At 65.9% G+C, this 20,533-nt stretch carries 20 protein-coding genes and 1 tRNA gene; 7 read left to right on the top strand and 14 right to left on the bottom strand.

From position 1 onward, the window contains the following. Nucleotides 1-187 precede the first annotated feature (187 nt). The 5 genes from lon to QO058_RS29125 form a co-directional block, all read right to left on the bottom strand. Entirely contained in the window at nt 188-2,617 is a 2,430-nt protein-coding gene (gene lon / locus QO058_RS29145; protein WP_284169729.1) for an endopeptidase La, read from the bottom strand. 334 nt (nt 2,618-2,951) lie between these two features. After that, a complete protein-coding gene (gene clpX / locus QO058_RS29140) occupies nt 2,952-4,220 on the bottom strand; it encodes an ATP-dependent Clp protease ATP-binding subunit ClpX (protein WP_284169728.1) in 1,269 nt (422 codons plus the stop codon). A 323-nt stretch (nt 4,221-4,543) separates the two neighbouring features. After that, nucleotides 4,544-5,167 (bottom strand): ATP-dependent Clp protease proteolytic subunit, encoded by a 624-nt coding sequence (locus QO058_RS29135; protein ID WP_284169727.1) that lies wholly within the window; start codon nt 5,165-5,167, stop codon nt 4,544-4,546. Between the two features lie 141 nt (nt 5,168-5,308). Then, nucleotides 5,309-6,733: a trigger factor gene (gene tig / locus QO058_RS29130; RefSeq protein ID WP_284169726.1), complete on the bottom strand. Its 1,425-nt coding sequence runs from the start codon at nt 6,731-6,733 to the stop codon at nt 5,309-5,311. 85 nt (nt 6,734-6,818) lie between these two features. Continuing rightward, nucleotides 6,819-6,903: transfer RNA gene (locus QO058_RS29125), tRNA-Leu, on the bottom strand. A gap of 167 nt (nt 6,904-7,070) precedes the next feature. Between QO058_RS29125 and QO058_RS29120 the strand changes: the two genes are divergently transcribed. From QO058_RS29120 to QO058_RS29105, 4 genes are read left to right on the top strand one after another with little or no spacing between them, the layout of a single operon-like run. After that, nucleotides 7,071-8,516: a multicopper oxidase family protein gene (locus QO058_RS29120; protein WP_284169725.1), complete on the top strand. Its 1,446-nt coding sequence runs from the start codon at nt 7,071-7,073 to the stop codon at nt 8,514-8,516. Nucleotides 8,517-8,520: 4 nt separating this feature from the next. Next, entirely contained in the window at nt 8,521-8,925 is a 405-nt protein-coding gene (locus QO058_RS29115; RefSeq protein ID WP_284169724.1) for a DoxX family protein, read from the top strand. Between the two features lie 38 nt (nt 8,926-8,963). Continuing rightward, a complete protein-coding gene (gene kdsA, locus QO058_RS29110; RefSeq protein ID WP_284169723.1) occupies nt 8,964-9,833 on the top strand; it encodes a 3-deoxy-8-phosphooctulonate synthase in 870 nt (289 codons plus the stop codon). Then, complete coding sequence (locus tag QO058_RS29105) at nt 9,826-11,031, top strand: MFS transporter (protein WP_284169722.1); 1,206 nt, start codon at nt 9,826-9,828, stop codon at nt 11,029-11,031. Before kdsA ends, QO058_RS29105 begins: the two co-directional genes overlap by 8 nt. 16 nt (nt 11,032-11,047) lie before the next feature. On the opposite strand, the gene queF is transcribed toward QO058_RS29105, so the two are convergent. Beyond that, nucleotides 11,048-11,503 carry a preQ(1) synthase gene (gene queF, locus QO058_RS29100; RefSeq protein WP_284169721.1) on the bottom strand — a complete coding sequence of 152 codons (456 nt, stop codon included), beginning with the start codon at nt 11,501-11,503 and terminating at the stop codon, nt 11,048-11,050. A gap of 159 nt (nt 11,504-11,662) precedes the next feature. On the opposite strand from queF, the gene eno reads away from it, so the two are divergent. Both eno and QO058_RS29090 read left to right on the top strand, forming a co-directional pair. Continuing rightward, a complete protein-coding gene (gene eno, locus QO058_RS29095; protein ID WP_284169720.1) occupies nt 11,663-12,946 on the top strand; it encodes a phosphopyruvate hydratase in 1,284 nt (427 codons plus the stop codon). A gap of 80 nt (nt 12,947-13,026) precedes the next feature. Further along, a complete protein-coding gene (locus QO058_RS29090; protein WP_284169719.1) occupies nt 13,027-13,947 on the top strand; it encodes a DMT family transporter in 921 nt (306 codons plus the stop codon). Here QO058_RS29090 and QO058_RS29085 read toward each other — a convergent pair. From QO058_RS29085 to QO058_RS29065, 5 genes are all read right to left on the bottom strand, one after another. After that, nucleotides 13,921-14,712 (bottom strand): hypothetical protein, encoded by a 792-nt coding sequence (locus QO058_RS29085; protein ID WP_284169718.1) that lies wholly within the window; start codon nt 14,710-14,712, stop codon nt 13,921-13,923. The genes QO058_RS29090 and QO058_RS29085 overlap by 27 nt on opposite strands. Next, nucleotides 14,709-15,833: a tRNA guanosine(34) transglycosylase Tgt gene (tgt, locus tag QO058_RS29080; protein WP_284169717.1), complete on the bottom strand. Its 1,125-nt coding sequence runs from the start codon at nt 15,831-15,833 to the stop codon at nt 14,709-14,711. The genes QO058_RS29085 and tgt overlap by 4 nt, the downstream gene beginning before the upstream one ends. Before the next feature lie 78 nt (nt 15,834-15,911). Then, a complete protein-coding gene (locus tag QO058_RS29075) occupies nt 15,912-16,262 on the bottom strand; it encodes an ArsC family reductase (protein WP_284169716.1) in 351 nt (116 codons plus the stop codon). A gap of 56 nt (nt 16,263-16,318) precedes the next feature. Beyond that, a complete protein-coding gene (locus QO058_RS29070) occupies nt 16,319-17,011 on the bottom strand; it encodes a 2'-5' RNA ligase family protein (RefSeq protein WP_284169715.1) in 693 nt (230 codons plus the stop codon). 21 nt (nt 17,012-17,032) lie between these two features. After that, entirely contained in the window at nt 17,033-17,908 is an 876-nt protein-coding gene (locus tag QO058_RS29065) for a helix-turn-helix domain-containing protein (RefSeq protein ID WP_284169714.1), read from the bottom strand. A gap of 128 nt (nt 17,909-18,036) precedes the next feature. On the opposite strand from QO058_RS29065, the gene pobA reads away from it, so the two are divergent. Continuing rightward, nucleotides 18,037-19,206 carry a 4-hydroxybenzoate 3-monooxygenase gene (gene pobA / locus QO058_RS29060; RefSeq protein ID WP_284169713.1) on the top strand — a complete coding sequence of 390 codons (1,170 nt, stop codon included), beginning with the start codon at nt 18,037-18,039 and terminating at the stop codon, nt 19,204-19,206. Between the two features lie 27 nt (nt 19,207-19,233). Here pobA and QO058_RS29055 read toward each other — a convergent pair whose 3' ends face one another. From QO058_RS29055 to QO058_RS29045, 3 genes are read right to left on the bottom strand one after another with little or no spacing between them, the layout of a single operon-like run. After that, the gene (locus tag QO058_RS29055; protein WP_284169712.1) at nt 19,234-19,647 is read right to left on the bottom strand and encodes a GFA family protein; all 414 of its coding nucleotides are present in this window, start codon (nt 19,645-19,647) and stop codon (nt 19,234-19,236) included. Nucleotides 19,648-19,683: 36 nt separating this feature from the next. Then, on the bottom strand, nt 19,684-20,148 hold the full coding sequence (locus QO058_RS29050; RefSeq protein WP_284169711.1) for an SRPBCC family protein: 465 nt from the start codon (nt 20,146-20,148) through the stop codon (nt 19,684-19,686). Further along, on the bottom strand, nt 20,145-20,474 hold the full coding sequence (locus QO058_RS29045; RefSeq protein WP_284169710.1) for an ArsR/SmtB family transcription factor: 330 nt from the start codon (nt 20,472-20,474) through the stop codon (nt 20,145-20,147). The genes QO058_RS29050 and QO058_RS29045 overlap by 4 nt, the downstream gene beginning before the upstream one ends. Between the last annotated feature and the right edge of the window lie 59 nt (nt 20,475-20,533).

The following is a 20,533-nucleotide window of genomic DNA, read 5'->3' as shown; positions in this document are numbered from 1 at the left end:
TCTTCAGGCCGGCAGTATCAGGAGCGGATGCACGCGGCCGTTGAGGCAGGCCTTACCCTTGTTCCGCCTGCTCACCGGCACCTCCTGAATCAGCCCTAGGCTATGAGGCAGGGTGCGGCTCAAGTGGCCCGCCAACAAAAAAGGCCGCCGGCAGAACCGGCGGCCTTTCTATTCGCGAGCGTGGAGCTCAGTGGGCGACGAGACCCGTGGCCGCATCGTCCTCGGTGGCCTTGGACGTCGCCGCCTTCAGGTCCTCCTCCCAGACGATCGGAACAGGCTGGCGCACCAGCGCATGCTGCAGCACCTGCTCCATCCGCGAGACCGGGACGATCTCGAGCCCGTTCTTCACGGACTTCGGCAAATCGACCAGATCCTTGGCGTTGTCCTCGGGGATCAGCACCTTCTTGATACCACCGCGCAGGGCGGCCAAGAGCTTCTCCTTGAGGCCGCCGATCGGCAGCACCCTGCCCCGCAGCGTGATCTCGCCGGTCATGGCGACATCGCGGCGGACCGGGATGCCGGTCAGAACCGAGACGATAGCCGTGGCCATGCCGACGCCCGCCGACGGACCGTCCTTCGGGGTCGCTCCCTCGGGAAGGTGGACGTGGATGTCACGCCGGTCGAACAGCGGCGGCTCAATGCCGAAATCGATGGCGCGGGAGCGGACATAGGAGGCCGCCGCCGAGATCGATTCCTTCATCACATCGCGCAGATTGCCAGTGACGGTCATCTTGCCCTTGCCGGGCATCATCACGCCTTCGATCGTCAGCATCTCGCCGCCGACCTCAGTCCAGGCCAGGCCAGTAACGACACCCACCTGATCCTCGGTCTCGGCCTCGCCATAGCGATAACGCGGCGGACCGAGATACTCTTCCAGCACCGCAGGCGTGACCGCGACCTTCTTCTTCTTGGTCAGCACGATCTCCTTCACCGCCTTGCGGACGGTGTTGGCGAGCTCGCGCTCGAGGTTACGCACGCCAGCCTCGCGGGTATAGCGGCGGACCAGCGTCATCAGGGCCTCGTCGTCGATCGACCATTCCTTGGATTCGAGGCCATGCTTCTTGATCGTCCCCGGAATCAGGTGGCGGCGCGCGATCTCGGCCTTCTCGTCCTCGGTATAGCCGGCGATACGGATCACCTCCATGCGGTCCAGAAGGGCCGGCGGGATGTTCAGCGTGTTCGCCGTGGTCACGAACATCACGTTCGACAGGTCGTAGTCGACCTCGAGGTAATGGTCGTTGAAGGTCGAGTTCTGCTCGGGATCGAGTACCTCGAGCAGGGCCGCCGACGGGTCGCCGCGGAAGTCCTGACCCATCTTGTCGATCTCGTCGAGCAGGATGAGCGGGTTCGAGGTCTTGGCCTTCTTCATCGACTGGATGATCTTGCCGGGCATCGAGCCGATATAGGTGCGGCGGTGGCCGCGGATCTCGGCCTCGTCACGCACGCCGCCAAGCGACATGCGCACGAACTCGCGGCCGGTCGCCTTGGCGATCGACTTGCCGAGCGAGGTCTTGCCGACACCCGGAGGGCCGACGAGGCACAGGATCGGCCCGGCGAGCCGATTGGCGCGCTGCTGCACGGCGAGATATTCGACGATGCGGTCCTTGACCTTGTCGAGGCCGAAATGATCGTCGTCGAGCACCTTCTGGGCGGCAGCGAGATCCTTCTTGATCTTCGAGCGCTTCTGCCACGGGATGCCAAGCAGCCAGTCGAGGTAATTGCGCACGACAGTGGCTTCCGCCGACATCGGCGACATCTGGCGCAGCTTCTTGACCTCGGCGATCGCCTTGTCGCGCGCTTCCTTGGTCAGCTTGGTCTTGGCGATGCGCTCTTCCAGCTCGGCCAGCTCGTCACGGCCTTCCTCGCCGTCGCCGAGCTCCTTCTGGATCGCCTTCATCTGCTCGTTGAGATAATACTCGCGCTGGGTCTTCTCCATCTGGCGCTTGACGCGCGAGCGGATGCGCTTCTCGACCTGCAGCACCGACATCTCGCTCTCCATCAGGGAGAGCACCTTCTCGAGCCGGTGGGCGACGTTCATCACCTCGAGCACGGTCTGCCGGTCAGCGATCTTGACCGCGAGATGCGAAGCGACCGTATCGGCGAGCTTGGCCGGCTCGTCGATCTGGGAGACCGCTGCAACGATCTCGGGCGAGATCTTCTTGTTGAGCTTCACATAGTTCTCGAACTCGCTGATCACCGAGCGGGCCAGCGCCTCGACCTCGACCTTCTTGCCGGCCTCTTCGGCAAGCGCCTCGGCCTCGGCCTGATAGAAGTCGTCGGTGGCGGTGTAAGTCTGTGCCTTCGCCCGACCAATGCCCTCGACGAGCACCTTCACGGTCGAGTCAGGCAGCTTGAGCAACTGGAGCACGCGAGCGAGCGTGCCGATTTCATAGATGTCGCCGGTTTCCGGATCGTCGTCGCCAGCATTCTTCTGCGTGGCGAGCAGGATCAGGCCATCATTCTTGACGACTTCCTCAAGCGCGCGAATGGACTTCTCGCGGCCGACGAAGAGCGGCACGATCATGTGCGGGAATACGACGATGTCGCGCAGCGGCAGGACCGGATAGGTATCGGTCGTACCGGGGACAAGCGGGGCGCGGGGCGTCGAGCCAGTCATGTCTAGTCCTTCAAGTTTTCGCCCGGCCGACCCCCGAAAGGCAATCGAACGGACGTACCGCGCGACGCGACCATTCACGCCAGGCGCCCCTGCGGGCCACGCCCTCAACAGGCACGCGACTCTCGCAAGTGATCCTAAGGTGGAGGTTTCAACGCCGCCTTTCAAGCGACGCCCTCGCGAAGTCCACCGCAGCTTCCGCTGCCGGCCGCACACGAGGCCGTGAACCTGCCGCCAAGCCAAAACCAGATGATGGGCTGTCGTGCCCAGGCAGAGTCAAAAAGCAAAACGCGCGCCAGCGGCGCGCGTTCCAAACCGGGTCAGACGAGGGCTGAGATCAGGCCGAGGCCGACTTGGCCTCTTCTTCGCGGTCCGCATAAATAAACAGCGGACGCGACTTGGTCTCGACCGCCTCGGGGCCGATCACGACCTGCTCGACGCCTTCCAGCCCCGGCAGTTCGTACATGGTCTCGAGCAGGATGCCCTCCATGATCGAGCGCAGGCCACGCGCGCCGGTCTTGCGCTCGATCGCCTTGCGGGCGATCAGGCTGACCGCCTCGTCGGTGAAGGTCAGCTCGGTGTCCTCCATCTCGAACAGGCGCTGGTACTGCTTGACCAACGCGTTCTTGGGCTCGGTGAGGATGGTCTTGAGCGCGGCCTCGTCGAGGTCCTCGAGCGTCGCCAGCACAGGCAGGCGGCCGACGAACTCCGGGATCAGGCCGAACTTGAGCAGGTCCTCGGGCTCGACCTCGCGGAAGATCGCGCCGGTGCGCCGGTCGTCCGGCCCCTTCACGTTCGCGCCGAAGCCGATCGAGGTGCCCTTGCCGCGGCTGGAGATGATCTTGTCCAGCCCGGCGAAGGCGCCGCCGCAGATGAACAGGATGTTGGTGGTGTCGACCTGCAGGAATTCCTGCTGCGGATGCTTGCGCCCGCCCTGCGGCGGCACGGAGGCGACGGTGCCTTCCATGATCTTGAGCAGCGCCTGCTGGACGCCTTCGCCCGAGACATCGCGGGTGATCGAAGGGTTGTCGGACTTCCGGCTGATCTTGTCGATCTCGTCGATGTAGACGATGCCGCGCTGCGCCCGCTCGACATTGTAGTCGGAGGCCTGGAGCAGCTTCAGGATGATGTTCTCGACATCCTCGCCGACATAGCCGGCCTCGGTCAGCGTCGTCGCATCCGCCATGGTGAAGGGCACGTCGAGAATGCGCGCCAGCGTCTGCGCCAGCAGCGTCTTGCCCGAACCGGTTGGCCCGATCAGCAGGATGTTCGACTTGGCAAGCTCGACGTCATTGTGCTTCGAGGCGTGCGAGAGCCGCTTGTAGTGGTTGTGGACCGCGACCGAGAGGACCTTCTTGGCGTGGTCCTGGCCGATGACGTAGTCGTCGAGGACCTTGCGGATCTCCTTCGGAGTCGGCACGCCGTCCTTCGACTTCACCAGCGCGGACTTCGATTCCTCGCGGATGATGTCCATGCAGAGCTCGACGCATTCATCGCAGATGAACACCGTCGGGCCCGCGATCAGCTTGCGGACCTCATGCTGGCTCTTGCCGCAGAAGGAGCAGTAGAGCGTGCTCTTGGAATCGCCGCCGCTGGCCTTACTCATCATGATTCTCCATCTCGGAGGACGAAATCCGCCACCGAATAACGGCAGGCTGATGTCGTCTCCCCGTCATAATAGGCGCTCAGATCACGATTTTTAGGTTAACGCGTCGCTCTGGCGCAGGTGGCGACGAAACTGACCCAAAACCGGACCGCTCGAGCGCCTTGCTGCGCCCTTCCGATGCCCCATGCAAACATGGGGCCTAGTCTCTAGGCAATATGGTCCTTCGGGAGCCACTCGCCAACCCACAGGCGCGTCGTGCCGGGGTAGCCTTTTAAAGCACCGGCTTCCTCTGAAAACCGGTACCCACTTTTCCGGCGGATGCTTTAGGCGGCCGCCTCGTCCGCGCGCTTGTCGATGACCTTGTCGATCAGCCCGAAATCGCGCGCCTGCTCGGAGGTCATGAAGTTGTCGCGCTCCAGCGCCTGCTCGATCTCCTCGTAGGAGCGGCCGGTGTGCCTGACGTAGATCTCGTTCAGGCGCCGCTTCAGGCTCTCGACCTCGCGGGCATGGATCAGGATGTCAGTGACCTGGCCCTGGAAGCCGCCGGAGGGCTGATGGACCATGATCCGCGCGTTCGGCAGGGCAAAGCGCATGTCCTTGGCGCCTGCGGTCAGCAGGAGCGAGCCCATCGAGGCGGCCTGGCCGACGCAGAGCGTCGTCACCGGGCAGCGGATGAACTGCATGGTGTCGTAGATCGACAGGCCCGAGGTCACCACGCCGCCGGGCGAATTGATGTAGAAGGAGATTTCCTTCTTCGGGTTCTCGGCCTCGAGGAACAGGAGCTGCGCCACGATCAGCGAGGCAGAGTAATCCTCGACCGGGCCGGTCAGGAAGATGATGCGCTCGCGCAGCAGGCGCGAATAGATGTCGAAGGCGCGCTCGCCGCGGCTCGACTGCTCGACCACCATCGGGACGAGATTGTTATAAGTCTCGATCGGGTCACGCATCATGGTCGGTCCTTGGGGTCAAAGCGGGCGGGAATCAGCCGAGAGCGGCGAAACCCCACATAAGCATGCCGGCGGCAGCTGAAAAGGGAAGCGCCGCCCGGCAATGCGGGCGGCGCGAAATCGTAAATCAGGGACGTTGGGTCAGGCCGAAGCCTCGTCGTCCGCAACCTTCTTGGCCTTCTTCGCCTTGGCGGCCTTAGGCTTGGCCTCGGCCGTACCCTCTTCCTCGTCGTCGGCGAAAAGCACCTCGCGCGAAACCGACTTGTCGGAGACCTTCACCTGGCCGAGCAGATGGTCGACGACCTTCTCCTCGAAGATCGGGGCGCGGATCTCGGCGAGTGCCTGCGGGTTCTTGCGGTAGAACTCCCAGACTTCCTTCTCCTGGCCCGGGAACTGGCGAGCGCGCTGGATCAGCGCCTGCGTCACCTCGTCGTCAGCGATCTGGATCTTGGCCTGCTCGCCGATCTCCGCCAGCACCAGGCCGAGCCGCACGCGGCGCTCGGCGATCTTGCGGTACTCGGCGCGAGCCTCATCCTCGGTGGTATTCTCGTCGGCGAAGGTCTTGTTGGCGTTCTTCATATCCGCCTCGACCTGGCTCCAGACCGCAGCGAACTCCTGCTCGACCAGGGTCGGCGGCAACTCGAAGCTGTACTTGCCGTCGAGGGCGTCGAGGAGGCTCTTCTTGACCCTGCGACGCGACTGCTCGCCAAGCTCGCGGCCGACCTGCTCGCGGACAGCGGCCTTGAGCGCGTCGAGCGACTCCATGCCGAAACCCTTGGCAAGCTCGTCGTCGATCTTGAGCTCGCCCGGCGCCTGCACGTCGTCGACGGTGACGGCGAATTCGGCCGGCTTGCCGGCGAGATTCTCGGAGGCGTAGTTTTCGGGGAAGGTCACCGAGACGGTACGCTGCTCGCCTTTCTTCACGCCTTCGAGCTGCTCCTCGAAGCCAGGAATGAACTGGCCGGCGCCGAGCTCGAGCGGGATTTCCGAGCCGGTGCCGCCGTCGAAGGGCTTGCCCTCGAGCGTGCCGACGAAGGAGATCAGCAGGCGATCGCCCTTGGCCGCCTTGGCAGCGTCCTTCTTCGAGACGAAGCTGCGGTTCTGCGAAGCCATGCGCTCCAGCGCTGCGTCGACGTCAGCCTCGGGGACCTCGGCGACCGGCTTCTCGAGCGCGACGTCCGAGAGGTCGACGATCTCGATCTTCGGCAGCACCTCGAGCGCGACGGTGAAGGCGAGATCGCCCTTGGCCTCCATCGCGGCCTCGATCTCGTCCTTGTTCTCGGGGAACTTGATCTGCGGCTCGAAGGCGAGCTTGAGCTCGTTGTCGGCGATGATCTTCTGGTTGGCTTCGTTGACGGCGTTCTGCACCACATCAGCCATGACCGAGCGGCCATAGAGCCGGCGCAGATGGCCGACCGGGACCTTGCCGGGACGGAAGCCGTTGATCTTGGCCTTGCCCTGCAGGTCCTGAAGGCTGTTATCGAGCCTCGATTTGAGGTCGGTGGCGTTCAGCACCACCTGAAATTCGCGCTTGAGGCCCTGGGACAGGGTTTCCGTCACGTTCATCGTTCTGATCCGCCAACAGCTCTTTACTTCAATGTCCAAAGCGCGACGCCGGGTGACCGCCGCCGCGCTCGCGAAATCCGAATCCTGGTGCGGGCGGAGGGACTCGAACCCCCACGACTTTCGCCGCTGGTACCTAAAACCAGTGCGTCTACCAGTTCCGCCACGCCCGCCAACCCGGTGCGCCATATCGCAGTCTTCGCGACAGCAGCACCGTAGGCCGCGCCGCTATACCATTTCGGGCGCGTCATGCAGCAAAAAAATGCGACAGTTCTGCGAACGCCGCCGCCGCACGGCTTTGCGCTCGCCAGAATGGCGCGGCGAGGCTATGTCGCGAGGCATGAGCAAAGACGCTTCGCCGCCGGCCTCGCGCCCTCATCCCAGCCGACGCCTGGTTCTCGCACAGGGCGCCGGAGCCGCGACCCTGCTCAGCCCGCTTTCTGCACTGGCTCAGCAGCCGCCAAGCGCGCCGCAGCCAGTTGCCACTGGAGCGGCGCGAGAGCTGGTCGCGACCTCAGCCAAGGTGCGGCTGCGGCCTGCGCCAGCGCCCGAGACCGAGATCTGGGCCTTCGACGGAGCCACGCCGGGCCCGGTGCTGAGGGTGAAACAGGGCGAGGCATTGCGTCTCATCTTGCAGAATCGGACCGACAAGCCACTCTCCCTGCACTGGCACGGCCTGCGTGCCGATCACGCCATGGACGGCGTCGGCGGCTTCAGCCAGGAGCCGGTGCCGCCGGGCGGGCAGTTCGAATATCGGCTGACGCCGCCCGATTCCGGGACCTTCCTCTATCGGCCGATGCTGATCGGTGGCTCGTCCGAGCCGGCCGGGCGCGGACTCTCCGGCATGTTGATCGTCGAGGAGAAGGAACCGCCTGCGGTCGATCTCGACCTGCCCGCCTTGATCGGCGACTGGCTGCTCGGCGACGACCAGAAACTACTGCCCTTCGCCGCCGATGGACAAGACGGCGCCGCGGCCGGGCGGCTCGGCAGCTGGCTCACCGTCAACGGCAAGCCGCCGCCGCTGCCGGTCAAGCTCCCGCCCGGCGCTCGCGTCAGGCTTCGCCTCGCCAATGCCTGCAATGCGCGGATCATGCGATTGCGTTTCGACGAGATGAGGGCCTCGGTCGCAGCGGTCGACGGCCAGCCGACCGACACCTTCGAGCCGGTCCGGGGGCAGCTGCCTTTCGCGCCGGGCACACGTTACGACGTGATTTTCGACATGCCTGAGACGGTCGGGGCCGCAGTCAGCGTCACCGCGCTGATCGGGCCCGGCGTGCCGCTGGTTCGCTTCGTCTCGGACGGCGCGGCCAAGCCGGCGCGCGCGCCGATCGCCGCGATGCCGCTCAACCCGGCCCTGCCGGCAGCGGTTCGGCTGCAGGACGCGAAGCGTGCCGATATGGTGATCGAAGGCGGCGCCAGAATCACGCCCGAGAACAAGCTCGACCTCGTCGGTCTCGACCTCGCCAGGCCCTGGACCGTCAATGGCGGCCAGGGCGACCCGAAGGGCAAGCCGCTGCTCAGCGTGAAGCGCGGCGCGCCGGTCGTGATTGCCATCACCAACAAGACCGCCTTCCTGCAGCCGCTGCACGTCCACGGCCACAGCTTCCGCCTGCTGCACCCGCTCGATGACGGCTGGGAGCCCTATTTCCTCGACACGGTCCAAATCCCCGAGGGCAAGCGCCTGCACATCGCCTTCATCGCCGACAATCCCGGGCGCTGGCTGATCTCATCGACCGTGCTGGAGCGCTTCGACCGCGGGCTGTGGAGCTGGTTCGAGGTGACGTGAGGCGATGAGTGCAGGGCGGCGCGCCCTGCTCTGGCTGCTGGCGGCGTTCTATCTCGCTGCCGGGCTGCTGCATCTGCGCTCGCCTTCGGCCTTCCTGCCGATCGTGCCGGATTGGGTGCCGGCGCCGCAGCTGACTGTAATCGCGACAGGCATCGCTGAAATTATAGGAGCCCTCGGCCTGCTCATACCGCGGCTTCGCAAGACTGCGGGGATCGGGCTTGCGCTCTATGCGCTCTGCGTGCTCCCGGCCAATCTCAAGCATGCCTTCGAGGGCGTCGTGCTTTCAGAATTGCCCAGCAGCTGGTGGTATCACGGCCCTCGCCTCGCCTTCCAGCCGGTGCTGATCTGGGCGGCGCTCTACGCCTCGGCTGTCACGAACTGGCCATGGCGGCGCTTGCCACACAAGTGAGCGGCTTCTAAACCCGCGCCCTCAATCAGGAGCTCGCCATGACCGCCAACGCCATCGTCACCGTGGGCGCCGATCTCACCAAGCCCGTCCGCTTCGGCAACGGCCTGCCGCTCGCTTTGATCGCCGGCCCCTGCCAGATGGAAAGCCGGGACCATGCGCTCGAGGTCGCCCTGGCGCTGAAGGAGACCGCCGAGAAGCTCGGCATCGGCCTCGTCTTCAAGGCCTCCTTCGACAAGGCCAACCGCACCAGCGTGAAAGGCCAGCGCGGCATGGGCGTCGAGGCCGCCCTGCCCGTCTTCGCCGAGATCCGCGAACGGACCGGCATGCCGGTGCTGACCGATGTGCACGAGGCTGGCCAGTGCGCGCCGGTGGCCGAGGTGGTCGACGTGCTGCAGATCCCGGCCTTCCTCTGTCGGCAGACCGACCTGCTCGTCGCCGCCGCGAAGACCGGCCGCGTCGTCAACGTCAAGAAGGGCCAATTCCTGGCGCCCTGGGACATGGTCAATGTCGCCGCCAAGGTGACCGAGAGCGGCAATCCGAACGTGATGCTGACCGAGCGCGGCGCCTCCTTCGGCTACAACACGCTGGTCACCGATATGCGCAGCCTGCCGATCATGGCGGAGATCGGCGCTCCGGTGATCTTCGATGCGACCCATTCGGTGCAACAACCCGGCGGCAAGGGCGCCTCGACCGGCGGCCAGCGCGAATTCGTACCGGTGCTGGCGCGGGCTGCGGTCGCGGTCGGCGTCGCCGGCGTCTTCATCGAGACGCACCCGGACCCCGACAACGCGCCGTCGGATGGGCCGAACATGGTGCCGCTGCGCGACTTCCATGCGCTGATTGCAGAGCTGCAAGAGTTTGATCGGCTTGCCAAGCGCATAGCGCATTCTACGCTGGCGTATGTCTGACAACCCAGCAGCTTCGCCTCCGCCTGGTTCGCTCAATTCGCTCATCCTCGTGCTCGGGGCCTGCGGCTTTGCCTCGACCTTCACGATGCGCCTGCTCGATCCGCTGGTGCCGACGCTGGCGGCCGAGTTCGGCCGCAGCATCGCCCAGGTCGCCGCCGTCGCGACCGCATTCTCCTTCGCCTACGCCGTCGGCCAGCCTTTCCTCGGGCCGATCGCCGATTCGCTGGGCAAGCTCAGGACGATCGCGGCCTGCCTCGGCGGGCTCGCGTTGCTGTCGCTCGGAGTGGCATTCGTCGGGTCGTTCGAAGCGCTGACAGTCGTGCGCATGGTCGCCGGTATCGCGGCCGGAGGCATCATCCCGGTCGCGATGGCGGCGATCGGCGACCGGGCGCCCATGGCCGAGCGGCAGATCATGCTCGGCCGCTTCCTGGTGCTGATGATCGTCGGGCAGATGGTGGGCGCCGCCTGCTCGGGGTTGATCGCCGAGCACCTGGGCTGGCGCTACGTCTTCGTGATGGCGGCCGGCCTCGCCGCGATCGCCGGCATTCTGGTGCTGGTCGTGCTGAAGCCCAGGCCGGATGCGCGGCGCGCGCCGCTCAGCTTCGCCGGCGCGCTCGCGAACTATGCCGCCGTCTTCGCCAATCCGCGTTCGAAGCTGCTCTATGGGCTCGTGATCGTCGAGGGCAGCCTGATCTTCGGCATGCCGCCCTACATCGCGGCGATCCTGCAGGAGCGCGCCAGCGTCGGGCCGTCGCAGGCCGGCCTCGTCATCGCCGGCACTGGGCTCGGCGGCATCGTCTACGGTGTGCTGACCCGCATCCTGGTCGAGCGGCTCGGTCCGACCCGGATGACGACGCTAGGCGGCATCGTGATGGGCGTGGCCTTCGCTCTCTTCTCGCTCAGCTTCCTGCCCTGGTGGAGCGCGGTCGCGATCTTCACGCTGAACGGCTTCGGCTTCTTCCTGATGCATGGCACCTTCCAGGCGCAGGCGACCGAGCTCGCACCGACCGCGCGCGGCTCGGCGGTGGCGCTGTTCGCCTGCGCGCTGTTCTGCGGCCATGCGCTCGGGCCGGTACTGATGGGCGCTGCCCTGCATTTGTTCGGCACCAGCGGCGCGATCCTGCTTTTCGCTGCCGGAATCACGCTGCTCGGCTTCGCAACGCCGCGCATCCTGCCACTGGCGGGAAGCCGGACCTGAGCTTTTGCGCTGAGGCTCAGCGCCCGCGATAGGGCGCGACGCCTTGATCCGGCAGCCACAGGCCCTTCGGGACCTCGCCGGTCTGGAAGAACACGTCGATCGGGATGCCCCCGCGCGGATACCAGTAGCCGCCGATGCGGAACCATTTCGGCTCTAGGAGGTCGACCAGCGTCTTGCCGATGCCGACGGTGCAGTCCTCATGGAAGGCGCCGTGGTTGCGGAACGAGCCAAGATAGAGCTTGAGCGACTTCGATTCGACCAGCCAGTCACCCGGTAGGTAGTCGATCACCAGGATGCCGAAATCGGGTTGGCCGGTGACCGGGCAGATCGAGGTGAATTCCGGGCAGGTGAAGCGCGCGAGATAGTCGGTGCCGGCATGCGGGTTCGGCACGCGGTCGAGGCGGGCTTCCTCCGGCGAGCGCGGCAGGTCGCTCGCCTTGCCGAGCTGGAGGGTCGAGGCGTCGAGTGTCATGGCTTGGTCCTGAGCAAGTGGGCGTCCGTCGATCACGGCCGCTGGCGTTGCCGCGGCTTTTAATGCCCGGCCCGGATAAACGCCACCGCCCCTTCCCGTCGCCGCAGCTTGTGTCTAGAAGCGCGGCATCCCTTGCCCACCTCAGCTCCGGAGCCTGCCATGACCGCGATCATCGACATCATCGGCCGCCAGATCCTCGATTCCCGCGGCAACCCGACGGTCGAGGTCGATGTCGTGCTCGAAGACGGCTCGATGGGCCGCGCCGCAGTGCCGTCCGGCGCCTCCACCGGCGCGCATGAGGCGGTCGAGCTGCGAGACGGCGACAAGAGCCGTTATCTCGGCAAGGGCGTGCTGAAGGCGGTCGAGGCCGTCAATGTCGCGATCGCCGAGGCGCTGGTGGCGATGGATGCCGAGGACCAGGCCGCGATCGACCAGGCGATGATCGAGCTCGACGGCACGCCGAACAAGAGCAAGCTCGGCGCCAACGCCATTCTCGGCGTCTCGCTCGCCGTGGCCAAGGCCGCCGCCGAAGCCTCGGGCCTGCCGCTCTATCGCTATGTCGGCGGCACCTCGGCCCGCGTCCTGCCGGTGCCGATGATGAACATCGTCAATGGCGGCGCCCATGCCGACAACCCGATCGACTTCCAGGAATTCATGGTGATGCCGATCGGCGCTCCCTCCTTCGCCGAGGGGCTGCGGATGGGTGCCGAAATCTTCCACACGCTGAAGAAGGCGCTGCACGACGCCGGCCACAACACCAATGTCGGCGACGAGGGCGGCTTTGCCCCCAACATCAAGTCGGCGGAAGCGGCGCTCGACTTCGTCATGCAGGCGGTCGAGAAGGCCGGCTACAAGCCCGGTGAAGACGTCGCCCTGGCGCTCGACTGCGCCGCGACCGAGTTCTTCAAGGACGGCTCCTATGTCTATGAAGGCGAGCGCAAAACCCGCGATCCAAAGGCGCAGGCCAAGTACCTCGCCAAGCTGGTCGCCGGCTATCCGATCGTCTCGATCGAGGACGGCATGGCCGAGGACGACTGGGAGGGCTGGAAGGCGCTGACCGATCTCGTCGGCAACAAGTGCCAGCTGGTCGGCGACGACCTCTTCGTCACCAACGTCACGCGCCTGTCGCGGGGCATCAAGGAGAAGACGGCCAACTCGATCCTGGTCAAGGTCAACCAGATCGGCACGCTGACCGAGACGCTCGCCGCCGTCGAGATGGCGCAGCGTGCCGGCTACACCGCGGTGATGTCGCATCGCTCGGGCGAAACCGAGGACGCGACCATCGCCGACCTCGCGGTCGCGACCAATTGCGGGCAGATCAAGACCGGCTCGCTCGCCCGCTCCGACCGGACCGCGAAGTACAACCAGCTGCTTCGCATCGAGGAGGAATTGGGCGCTCAGGCGATCTATGCCGGGCGCTCGGCGCTGAAGGCCCTCGCCTGAGGCATCATGCTGCGCTGCAATAGGCAGCGCCATGCGGTTTGGCCCCTAACGGCAGCTCCGGCATCGCGCTAAGCCGGAGCATGCATCAAGCCGTTCCGCTTTCCGACGAGAAACTGCGCCGGCGCAGGCAGCTCGCCTTTGCCGGCATGGCCTTCGCCATGGTGATCTTCGGGGCGAATTTCGTCGTCAGCCGCCATGCGGTGTTGAACGGCCTGTCCTCGCACGACATGCTGGCGTTGCGCTTCGTCACCGCCGGCTTCCTGCTGTTGCCCAGCTTCGTGATGGCCGGGGGCCTGCGCGATTGCGCCGGTCTCGGCTGGAAGCGCGGCCTGATTCTGGCGGTCATGAGCGGCTTCCCGATGAGCTTCCTGCTCATGACCGGGCTGACCTTCGCCCCGGCAGCGCATGGCGCCGTGATCGGGCCCGGCACCGTCACGGTGATCGGCATCGTCGGCAGCGTCGTCCTGTTCGGCGCGCTGCTGACGCGGCAGCTCGTGCTCGGCGTCATCGCGGTGCTCATCGGCCTCGCCTGCCTCGGCATCGCCGGCACGACGCATTCCAACCCGAGAATCGTCTTCGGCGACCTCTGCTTTCTCGGCGTCGGACTGGTCTGGGGCGGCTATCCGCTGCTGATCCAGCTCTGGCGGGTCAATGCGCTCAAGGCCACGGCGGTGGTGTCCGTGCTGTCGATGGCCTATCTGCCGATCTACTTCGCCTTCTATTTCCGCGGCTTCGACGTCGCGCCCTGGTGGGTGCTGGTCCTGCACGCGATCAATCAGGGCGTGCTCAACGTCATCGTCGGCCTGTGGATCTGGAGCTGGTCGACGCCGGTACTCGGCCCCTCGGTCGCCGGGCGCTTTCCACCGATGATCCCTGTCGTCGGCACGCTGCTCGCCATCCCCGTGCTCGGCGAGATCCCGAGCGGGCTGCAGATCGGCGGTATCGCGCTGATCATCGCCGGACTGTTCGTCGCCTCATGGCGTCGCGCGGCGGCGCGCTAGCGCCATCAGGCCGAGATTCCAGACGATACAGACCAGCAGGCCGAGGCCAAGCGCCGCCCACGAGCCGATTGTCGGCGCCGTGGCGTGAACAGTGGCGAGTCCCAGCCCGAAGCCGAGCAGGCCGAGCGCACTGTTGGCGATGACGGCGGCGCTGGCCGGCCCGCCGATGCGCGGCTGCAAAATCGCGATCAGGCTCGACAATACGAGCGGCACGGCGGCAAGCACGCCCGACCATGTCGGCCCGACCGTGGCGCTCAAGGTGGTCACGACGCCGGTCAGCGTGGCCACGGTGGTGGCGCGCAGCGGCAGGACATACCAGAGCCGGCCCGGAGGCTTGGCCGGGCGCGCCGCGAGATAGGGCCGGAAAATTCCATGGAGCGCTGGGAATATGATGATCGTCAGCGCCAGGATTGCCGGAAAGGGCAAGGCGAGTTCGCGCAGCACAACAATCGCCGCGACCCAAGTGACCAACCCGGCGCCGAGACTGACGACCGTGCCGAAACGCTGCGCCAACAGAACGTAGACCAGCGACAGGCAGGCATTGCCAAGATTGGAGTTCATGCTGCCGAGTGCGCTGGCCGAGATGAAGGCCGCGTCATGGTCGAGCGCGAGGAAAGCCAGGACCGGCCCGGCCGAGATCGGCAGCGTCGCGATCATCGCTGCGAGCAGCGGCCCCGACCGTTCGGCCAGCAGAGAGCAGCTGACCACGATAGCGGCCGCGACCGCCATCTTGAGCAGCAGCAGGCCGAGCCAGGGATCGATCACGCCGGCTCGCCTCTGGCCCAGCCTTCCTTGGTTTCAGCGATGAAGTCCTCAAGGCGGCCGGCAGCGATGGCGGCGCGCAGGCCGGCCATCAGATCCTGATAGTAGGCCAGGTTGACCCAGGTCAGCAGCATCTTGCCGAGCATCTCCTCGGCCTTGACCAGATGATGCAGATAGGCCCGCGAATAGGTATTGGCCGCCTGGCAGGAGGATTGCGGATCGACCGGCCTGATATCCTCGGCATGCTTGGCATTCTTCAGGTTCATCCGGCCGAAGCGGGTGAAGATCTGGCCATGCCGGCCGGCTCTCGTCGGCATCACGCAGTCGAACATGTCGACGCCGCGCCTGACCGCCTCGACGATGTCGTCCGGCGTGCCGACACCCATCAGATAGCGCGGCTTCTCGCTCGGCAGATGCGGCTCGACCGTCTCGATCATGGCCAGCATGATGTCCTGCGGCTCGCCGACCGCAAGGCCGCCAATGGCGTAGCCCTTGAGGTCCATGGCGGCGAGCTCCCGCGCGCTCTCGACCCGCAGGGCCGGCACCGCCCCGCCCTGGACAATGCCGAACAGCGCCCTGCCCGCCGGATCGCCGAAGGCCGTCTTGCAGCGCTCGGCCCAGCGCAGCGAGAGCCGCATCGCCTTCTCCGCGACCTTGTCCTCGCAGGGCAGCGAGACGCATTCGTCGAGCTGCATGACGATGTCGGAGCCGAGCAGGTTCTGGATCTCGACCGAGCGCTCCGGGGTGAGCACATGCTTGGAGCCGTCGATATGCGACTGGAAGGTGACGCCCTCCTCGGTCAGCTTGCGCAGATTGGCGAGCGACATCACCTGGAAGCCGCCGGAATCGGTCAGGATCGGGTGCGGCCAGTTCATGAACTTGTGCAGGCCGCCGAGCCTGGCGACGCGCTCGGCGCCCGGCCGCAGCATCAGATGATAGGTGTTGCCGAGCACGACATCAGCGCCGAGCGCCTTGACCTGCTCGGGATACATGCCCTTGACCGTCGCGGCGGTGCCGACCGGCATGAAGGCCGGCGTGCGGATCACGCCACGCGGCATACGGACCTCGCCGGTGCGGGCGGCGCCGTCCCGGCCGAGGAGATGAAAGCTGAAATCCGTCGTCATGGGCGCCGGCCTAGCCCAGCGCCGCCTTTCGCGAAAGAGCCTTGCGCGCCGGGTGGGGCTGTGCCGGCAGCCGGGCGCTCAGCGCTTGGCGAACGCGGCTTCGTAGACGTCCGGCTTGAAGGCCAGGATGCGGCGGTCGCCGAGATCGAGCACCGGGCGCTTGATTATGGTCGGTTGCGCCAGCATCAACTTGATCGCCTTCTTCTCGTCGAGGCCCTGCTTGTCGGCCTCGGGCATCTCGCGGAAGGTCGTGCTCCCCTTGTTGAGCACCTTCTCCCAGCCGAGTTCCTTGCACCAGGCCTCGAGCCTGGGCTTGTCGATGCCGGAGACGCGATAGTCGTGGAAGGCGTAGGGGATCTTGTGCGCGTCGAGCCAGCTCCAGGCCTTCTTCATCGTGTCGCAGTTCTTGATGCCGTAGAGCGTGACCATCGTCCCGACCGTCCGTGATTGCCGTCGGCGCGGCGTGGCATGGGACATACCGGCGATCAAGCCGGCGCGGACAGCCGTCCACCGCGGAGCGGCCAGCGGGCGAGATGATCATGGTGGCCTGTGCCATGGACACTGCGGATCAGAACGAAGTCCCTCACGGTGAAGCTCAGACGAGGTATCTCGATCTGCGAAGCCGGTCGCCTGTCGTAGAGCAGAGTGATGTGGGGGGTGAACCGCGCGTCGACAGGTAAGTTCGCCGCCTGCATGGCGTCATGAAGACGTGTCTGGAGTGCGATCAAGGCGGGTAGCGTGTCGCTCGCCGTAAGAACAAGCGACCGCTTTCCGTACGAGCCACTAAACGCGGCCGTTTGGTCAAAAAAGATATCAAAGCCTGGCTCGTGAACTGAAGCACCAATCCGCTTCAGAAGATCGACGATTCCAGAGGGGGCTTCGCCAAATGCGCCGATACCGCACAGGCTGACATGATAGCGATCAGGCCCGATTAGTTTGCCACGCAGCCCCATTGATCGCCGCAGCTGACGTCCGAGCACGTCGACCGACTGAGTGATGTCGGGTGGCAGCACGACAGCAAAAAAGTAGCCGTTCCAAGCCGCACCAGATGGGCCCTCGGCCAGCGACGAGGGCTTGGTGGGTCCAGTGTTTCCACCTTCGCCGAATAGGTCGAACTGATCAGGAGATGATCTCCTCATCTTCCAAAAATAGAACAAAAGATGAACATTTGCAACCACGGAGCCGACTCCGTAAAGCCCTCACCCCGCAGCCCGGTATTCCGAGGGCGACACCCCAGCCCGCGTCGCGAAGAAGCGGGAGAAATAGGCGGGGTCGGAGAAGCCGAGCCGGAAGGCGACCTGCGAGACCGGCGAGCGGGTGTAGACGAGATCCCGCCGCGCCTCGATCATCAGCCGCCCCTGGATGACCCGCATGGCCGAATGGCCGAGCACCTCGCGGCAGACGCGGGTCAGATGCGGGCCGGTGACGCTGAGCGCTCGGGCATAGGCATCGAGCGGCTCATGTGTGTGGAAATGGCTTTCGACGCGCTCGATGAAGCGGCGGACAAGTGCGGCGCGGCCATCGCTCGCGCCGTTGTTCGCAACCGCGTGCGAGCGCGCGGTGCGGGCGAACCAGATCGCGATCAGGCGCGCATGGGCGGCCAGCGCGGGCTCGCGGCTTCCGCGGTTGCGGCCGAACTCGGCAAGCGCCGCTTCCATCGCCGCCGCTAGCTCGACGATGCTGCCGTCGTTCGGCCCGCGCCTGTCGACGAACACTTCGCCAAGCACGGCGCCGAGCGCGGGGTCGGCCTCGATCAGCGGCGTCAGGGTCGAGGTCGCGACACTGGCGACGAAGCCTTCGGTACCCGGCTCGAAGCGGAACTCGTGGATCGCCAGCGGCGGCAGCAGGAGGACGGTGCTGGGCGCGAGTTGATGCTCGTCACCGTCGATCCGAACCAGCCCGCCGCCAGTCGCAATCAGGAAGAACTGGGCCATGTCCTGGTGGCGATGGGGCTCGATCCGCCAGTCGCGCGGAGCGCTGCGCGCGCTGATGCGCTCGATATGCAGCGCATCAGGGAAGCGCTGATCCCGCGGCTCGTCATAGAGCCAGTAGGCGGGCACCGAGGCGAGCGTCATTCGAACCATCCGATGTTCGATTTGTCCAAGAGGTTGGGTGAAAGCTCCATTCCGGTCAAGCGCTCGCAATGGCAGATTCGTCTGAAAGTACCGGGGCTCGGCGAGCGCTGGATTCATGGGAGAACGCCATGCGCACGCAGGTCGTCATCGTCGGCGCCGGGCCGTCCGGCCTGCTGCTCGGCCAGCTGCTGAGCCGCCAGGGCATCGACAACGTCATCCTGGAACGCAAGAGCGCGGATTACGTGCTGTCGCGCATCCGCGCCGGCGTGCTCGAACAGGGCACGGTCGAGCTTCTGCACGAGGCTGGCGTCGGTGCGCGCCTTGCTGAAGAGGGCCTGCCGCATGACGGCTTCTCGCTCGCCTTCGAGGGGCGCCTGCAGCGCGTCGACCTCAAGGGCCTGACCGGCAAGCAGGTGACGGTCTATGGCCAGACCGAGGTTACGCAGGACCTGATGGAAGCAAGGCAGGCCGCCGGCACGACGACCTTCTACAAAGCCGAGGACGTCCAGCTGCACGATTTCGACAGCGCCTCGCCGCGCGTCAGCTTTATCTCCGAAGGCCGGCGGCGCGAGATCGCCTGCGACTTCATCGCCGGCTGCGACGGCTTCCACGGCGTCTGCCGCGCCTCGGTGCCATCAGGCGCGATCGAGACTTTCGAGCGCGTCTATCCCTTCGGCTGGCTCGGCCTGCTGACGGACCAGCCACCGGCGGCGCATGAGCTGGTCTATGCCAGCTCGCCCTTCGGCTTCGCATTGTGCTCGATGCGCTCGCAGACCCGCAGCCGCTACTATGTCCAGGTTCCGCTCGACGAGAAGGTCGAGGCCTGGTCGGACGAGCGCTTCTTCGACGAGTTGCGCCGGCGCGTGCCGGATGAAGTCGCGGCGGCGGTGACGTCGGGATCGTCGCTCGAGAAGAGCATCGCGCCGCTGCGAAGCTTCGTCACCGAGCCCTTGCGCTTCGGCCGGCTCTTCCTTGCCGGCGATGCCGGCCACATCGTGCCGCCGACCGGCGCCAAGGGGCTGAACCTTGCGGCGAGCGATGTGCGCTACCTGTTCGAGGCGTTGCGCGAACATTATGTCGAGCACTCCGATGCCGGGCTCGACGCCTATTCCGGCCGGGCGTTGGCGCGGGTCTGGAAGGCGGTGCGCTTCTCCTGGCAGATGACCAACCTGCTCCACCTCTTCCCGGAGGCGAGCACTTTCGACCAGCGCATCCGGCGGGCCGAGTTCGACTATCTTACGCAATCGTCGGCAGCGCTCGCCAGCGTCGCGGAGAACTATGTCGGCCTGCCCTATTGAGCTCGGACAGGCCGAGGCCGCCCGCGGTTATCGCGGCGGTAGTTTCTCATGTTTCAGGATGCCCGGAGGCAGATGGTCCCAAGGCTGGGCAACCGAATGCCAGAAGACCATCTCCGGCTTATAACGGCTGGGTTCGTCGAGGCTGCCGGCGCGCACGATGAACAGGTCGGGAATGTCCGGAAAGCTCAAATAGACGGGCGAGCCGCAGGTCGGGCAGAAGGCGCAGCGCTTGACCGTGCCGCCCTCCCCAACGACGTCCCAGGTCGTCGCCTCGCCTTCGACCGTGACCGGCGCGCCGACGAAACTCAGATAGGAGCTGTGGCCGGTGCCGCTCTGCTGCTGGCACTGGCGGCATTGGCAGTCATTGCTCTCGACCGGCTCGGCCGCGACCTCATAGCGGATCGCGCGGCAGGCGCAGCCGCCCTTGTAGGCATTGTTCATCGTCATCTCCTCGAAAGATCAGGGGCGGCCGACCTGTCAGCCCTGCTCGCCAGCGACGTCGCCGAGGCGCGGCAGAATAGTCTTCCAGCCGCGGCCCATATTCGTGAACGCGGCTTCGTTGCGCGGCAGCTCGAAGCCGGAATGGACGAGGCGCACGCGGGTGCCGCTCGCTGCCCGGGACAGTGTCCAGGTGACGATCGTATCGAGCCGGGAGCCGTAGCCGGCATTGCCGTCGTCGCCGCCCTTCCAGGAATAGGCCAGGCATTGGTTCGGGATCACCTCCAGCACCTGGCAGCGGATCGTGCCGTCCCAGGCGCCGGCCGGCGTCGTCCTGAAGGTGAAGCGCGTCCCCTCGACAGGAGCGAAGCCGAACGGCTCCATGATCCAGCGCGCGATCAGCGCGCTCGAGGTCAGCGCCTTCCAGATCGTCTCCGGGGCGTGCGGAAGGATTTCGTCGACGACGATGTCCTGCGTGGCAGGCTGCAGGTCGAGAGCGGTCATGGGTCGATCTCCTTGAGAAGAGTGCGGAGGTTGGCGAAGCGCTCGCGCCAGAAGACGCCGTAATGGCCGATCCAGTCGACGAGCGGCGCCAGCCCCTCCGGCTCGGCGCGATAGAAGACGTTACGGCCGTCCGGGCGCTCAGCGACGAGGCCGGCCTGCTTGAGCGATTTGAGGTGCTGGGAGATGGCGCCCTGCGTCACCCCGCTACCGCGGGTCAGTTCTGCGACGGTGATCTCGTCGCAAGCGGAAATCCGTTCGAACACGGCCCGCCGTGTCGGATCGGCGAGTGCGCGCATGACGGTGGAGACGGGGGCGATCTCAAGCATGTTAAATCAATTAGCGAATGCTAATTGATTAGTCAATGCTAATTTGTTGCCGTGAAAGA

This window comes from Bosea vestrisii, from assembly GCF_030144325.1.
GTDB lineage: Bacteria > Pseudomonadota > Alphaproteobacteria > Rhizobiales > Beijerinckiaceae > Allobosea > Allobosea vestrisii_A.
Note: the sequence above shows the minus strand (reverse complement) of the source record. Positions and strands in the feature narration are given on the sequence as shown.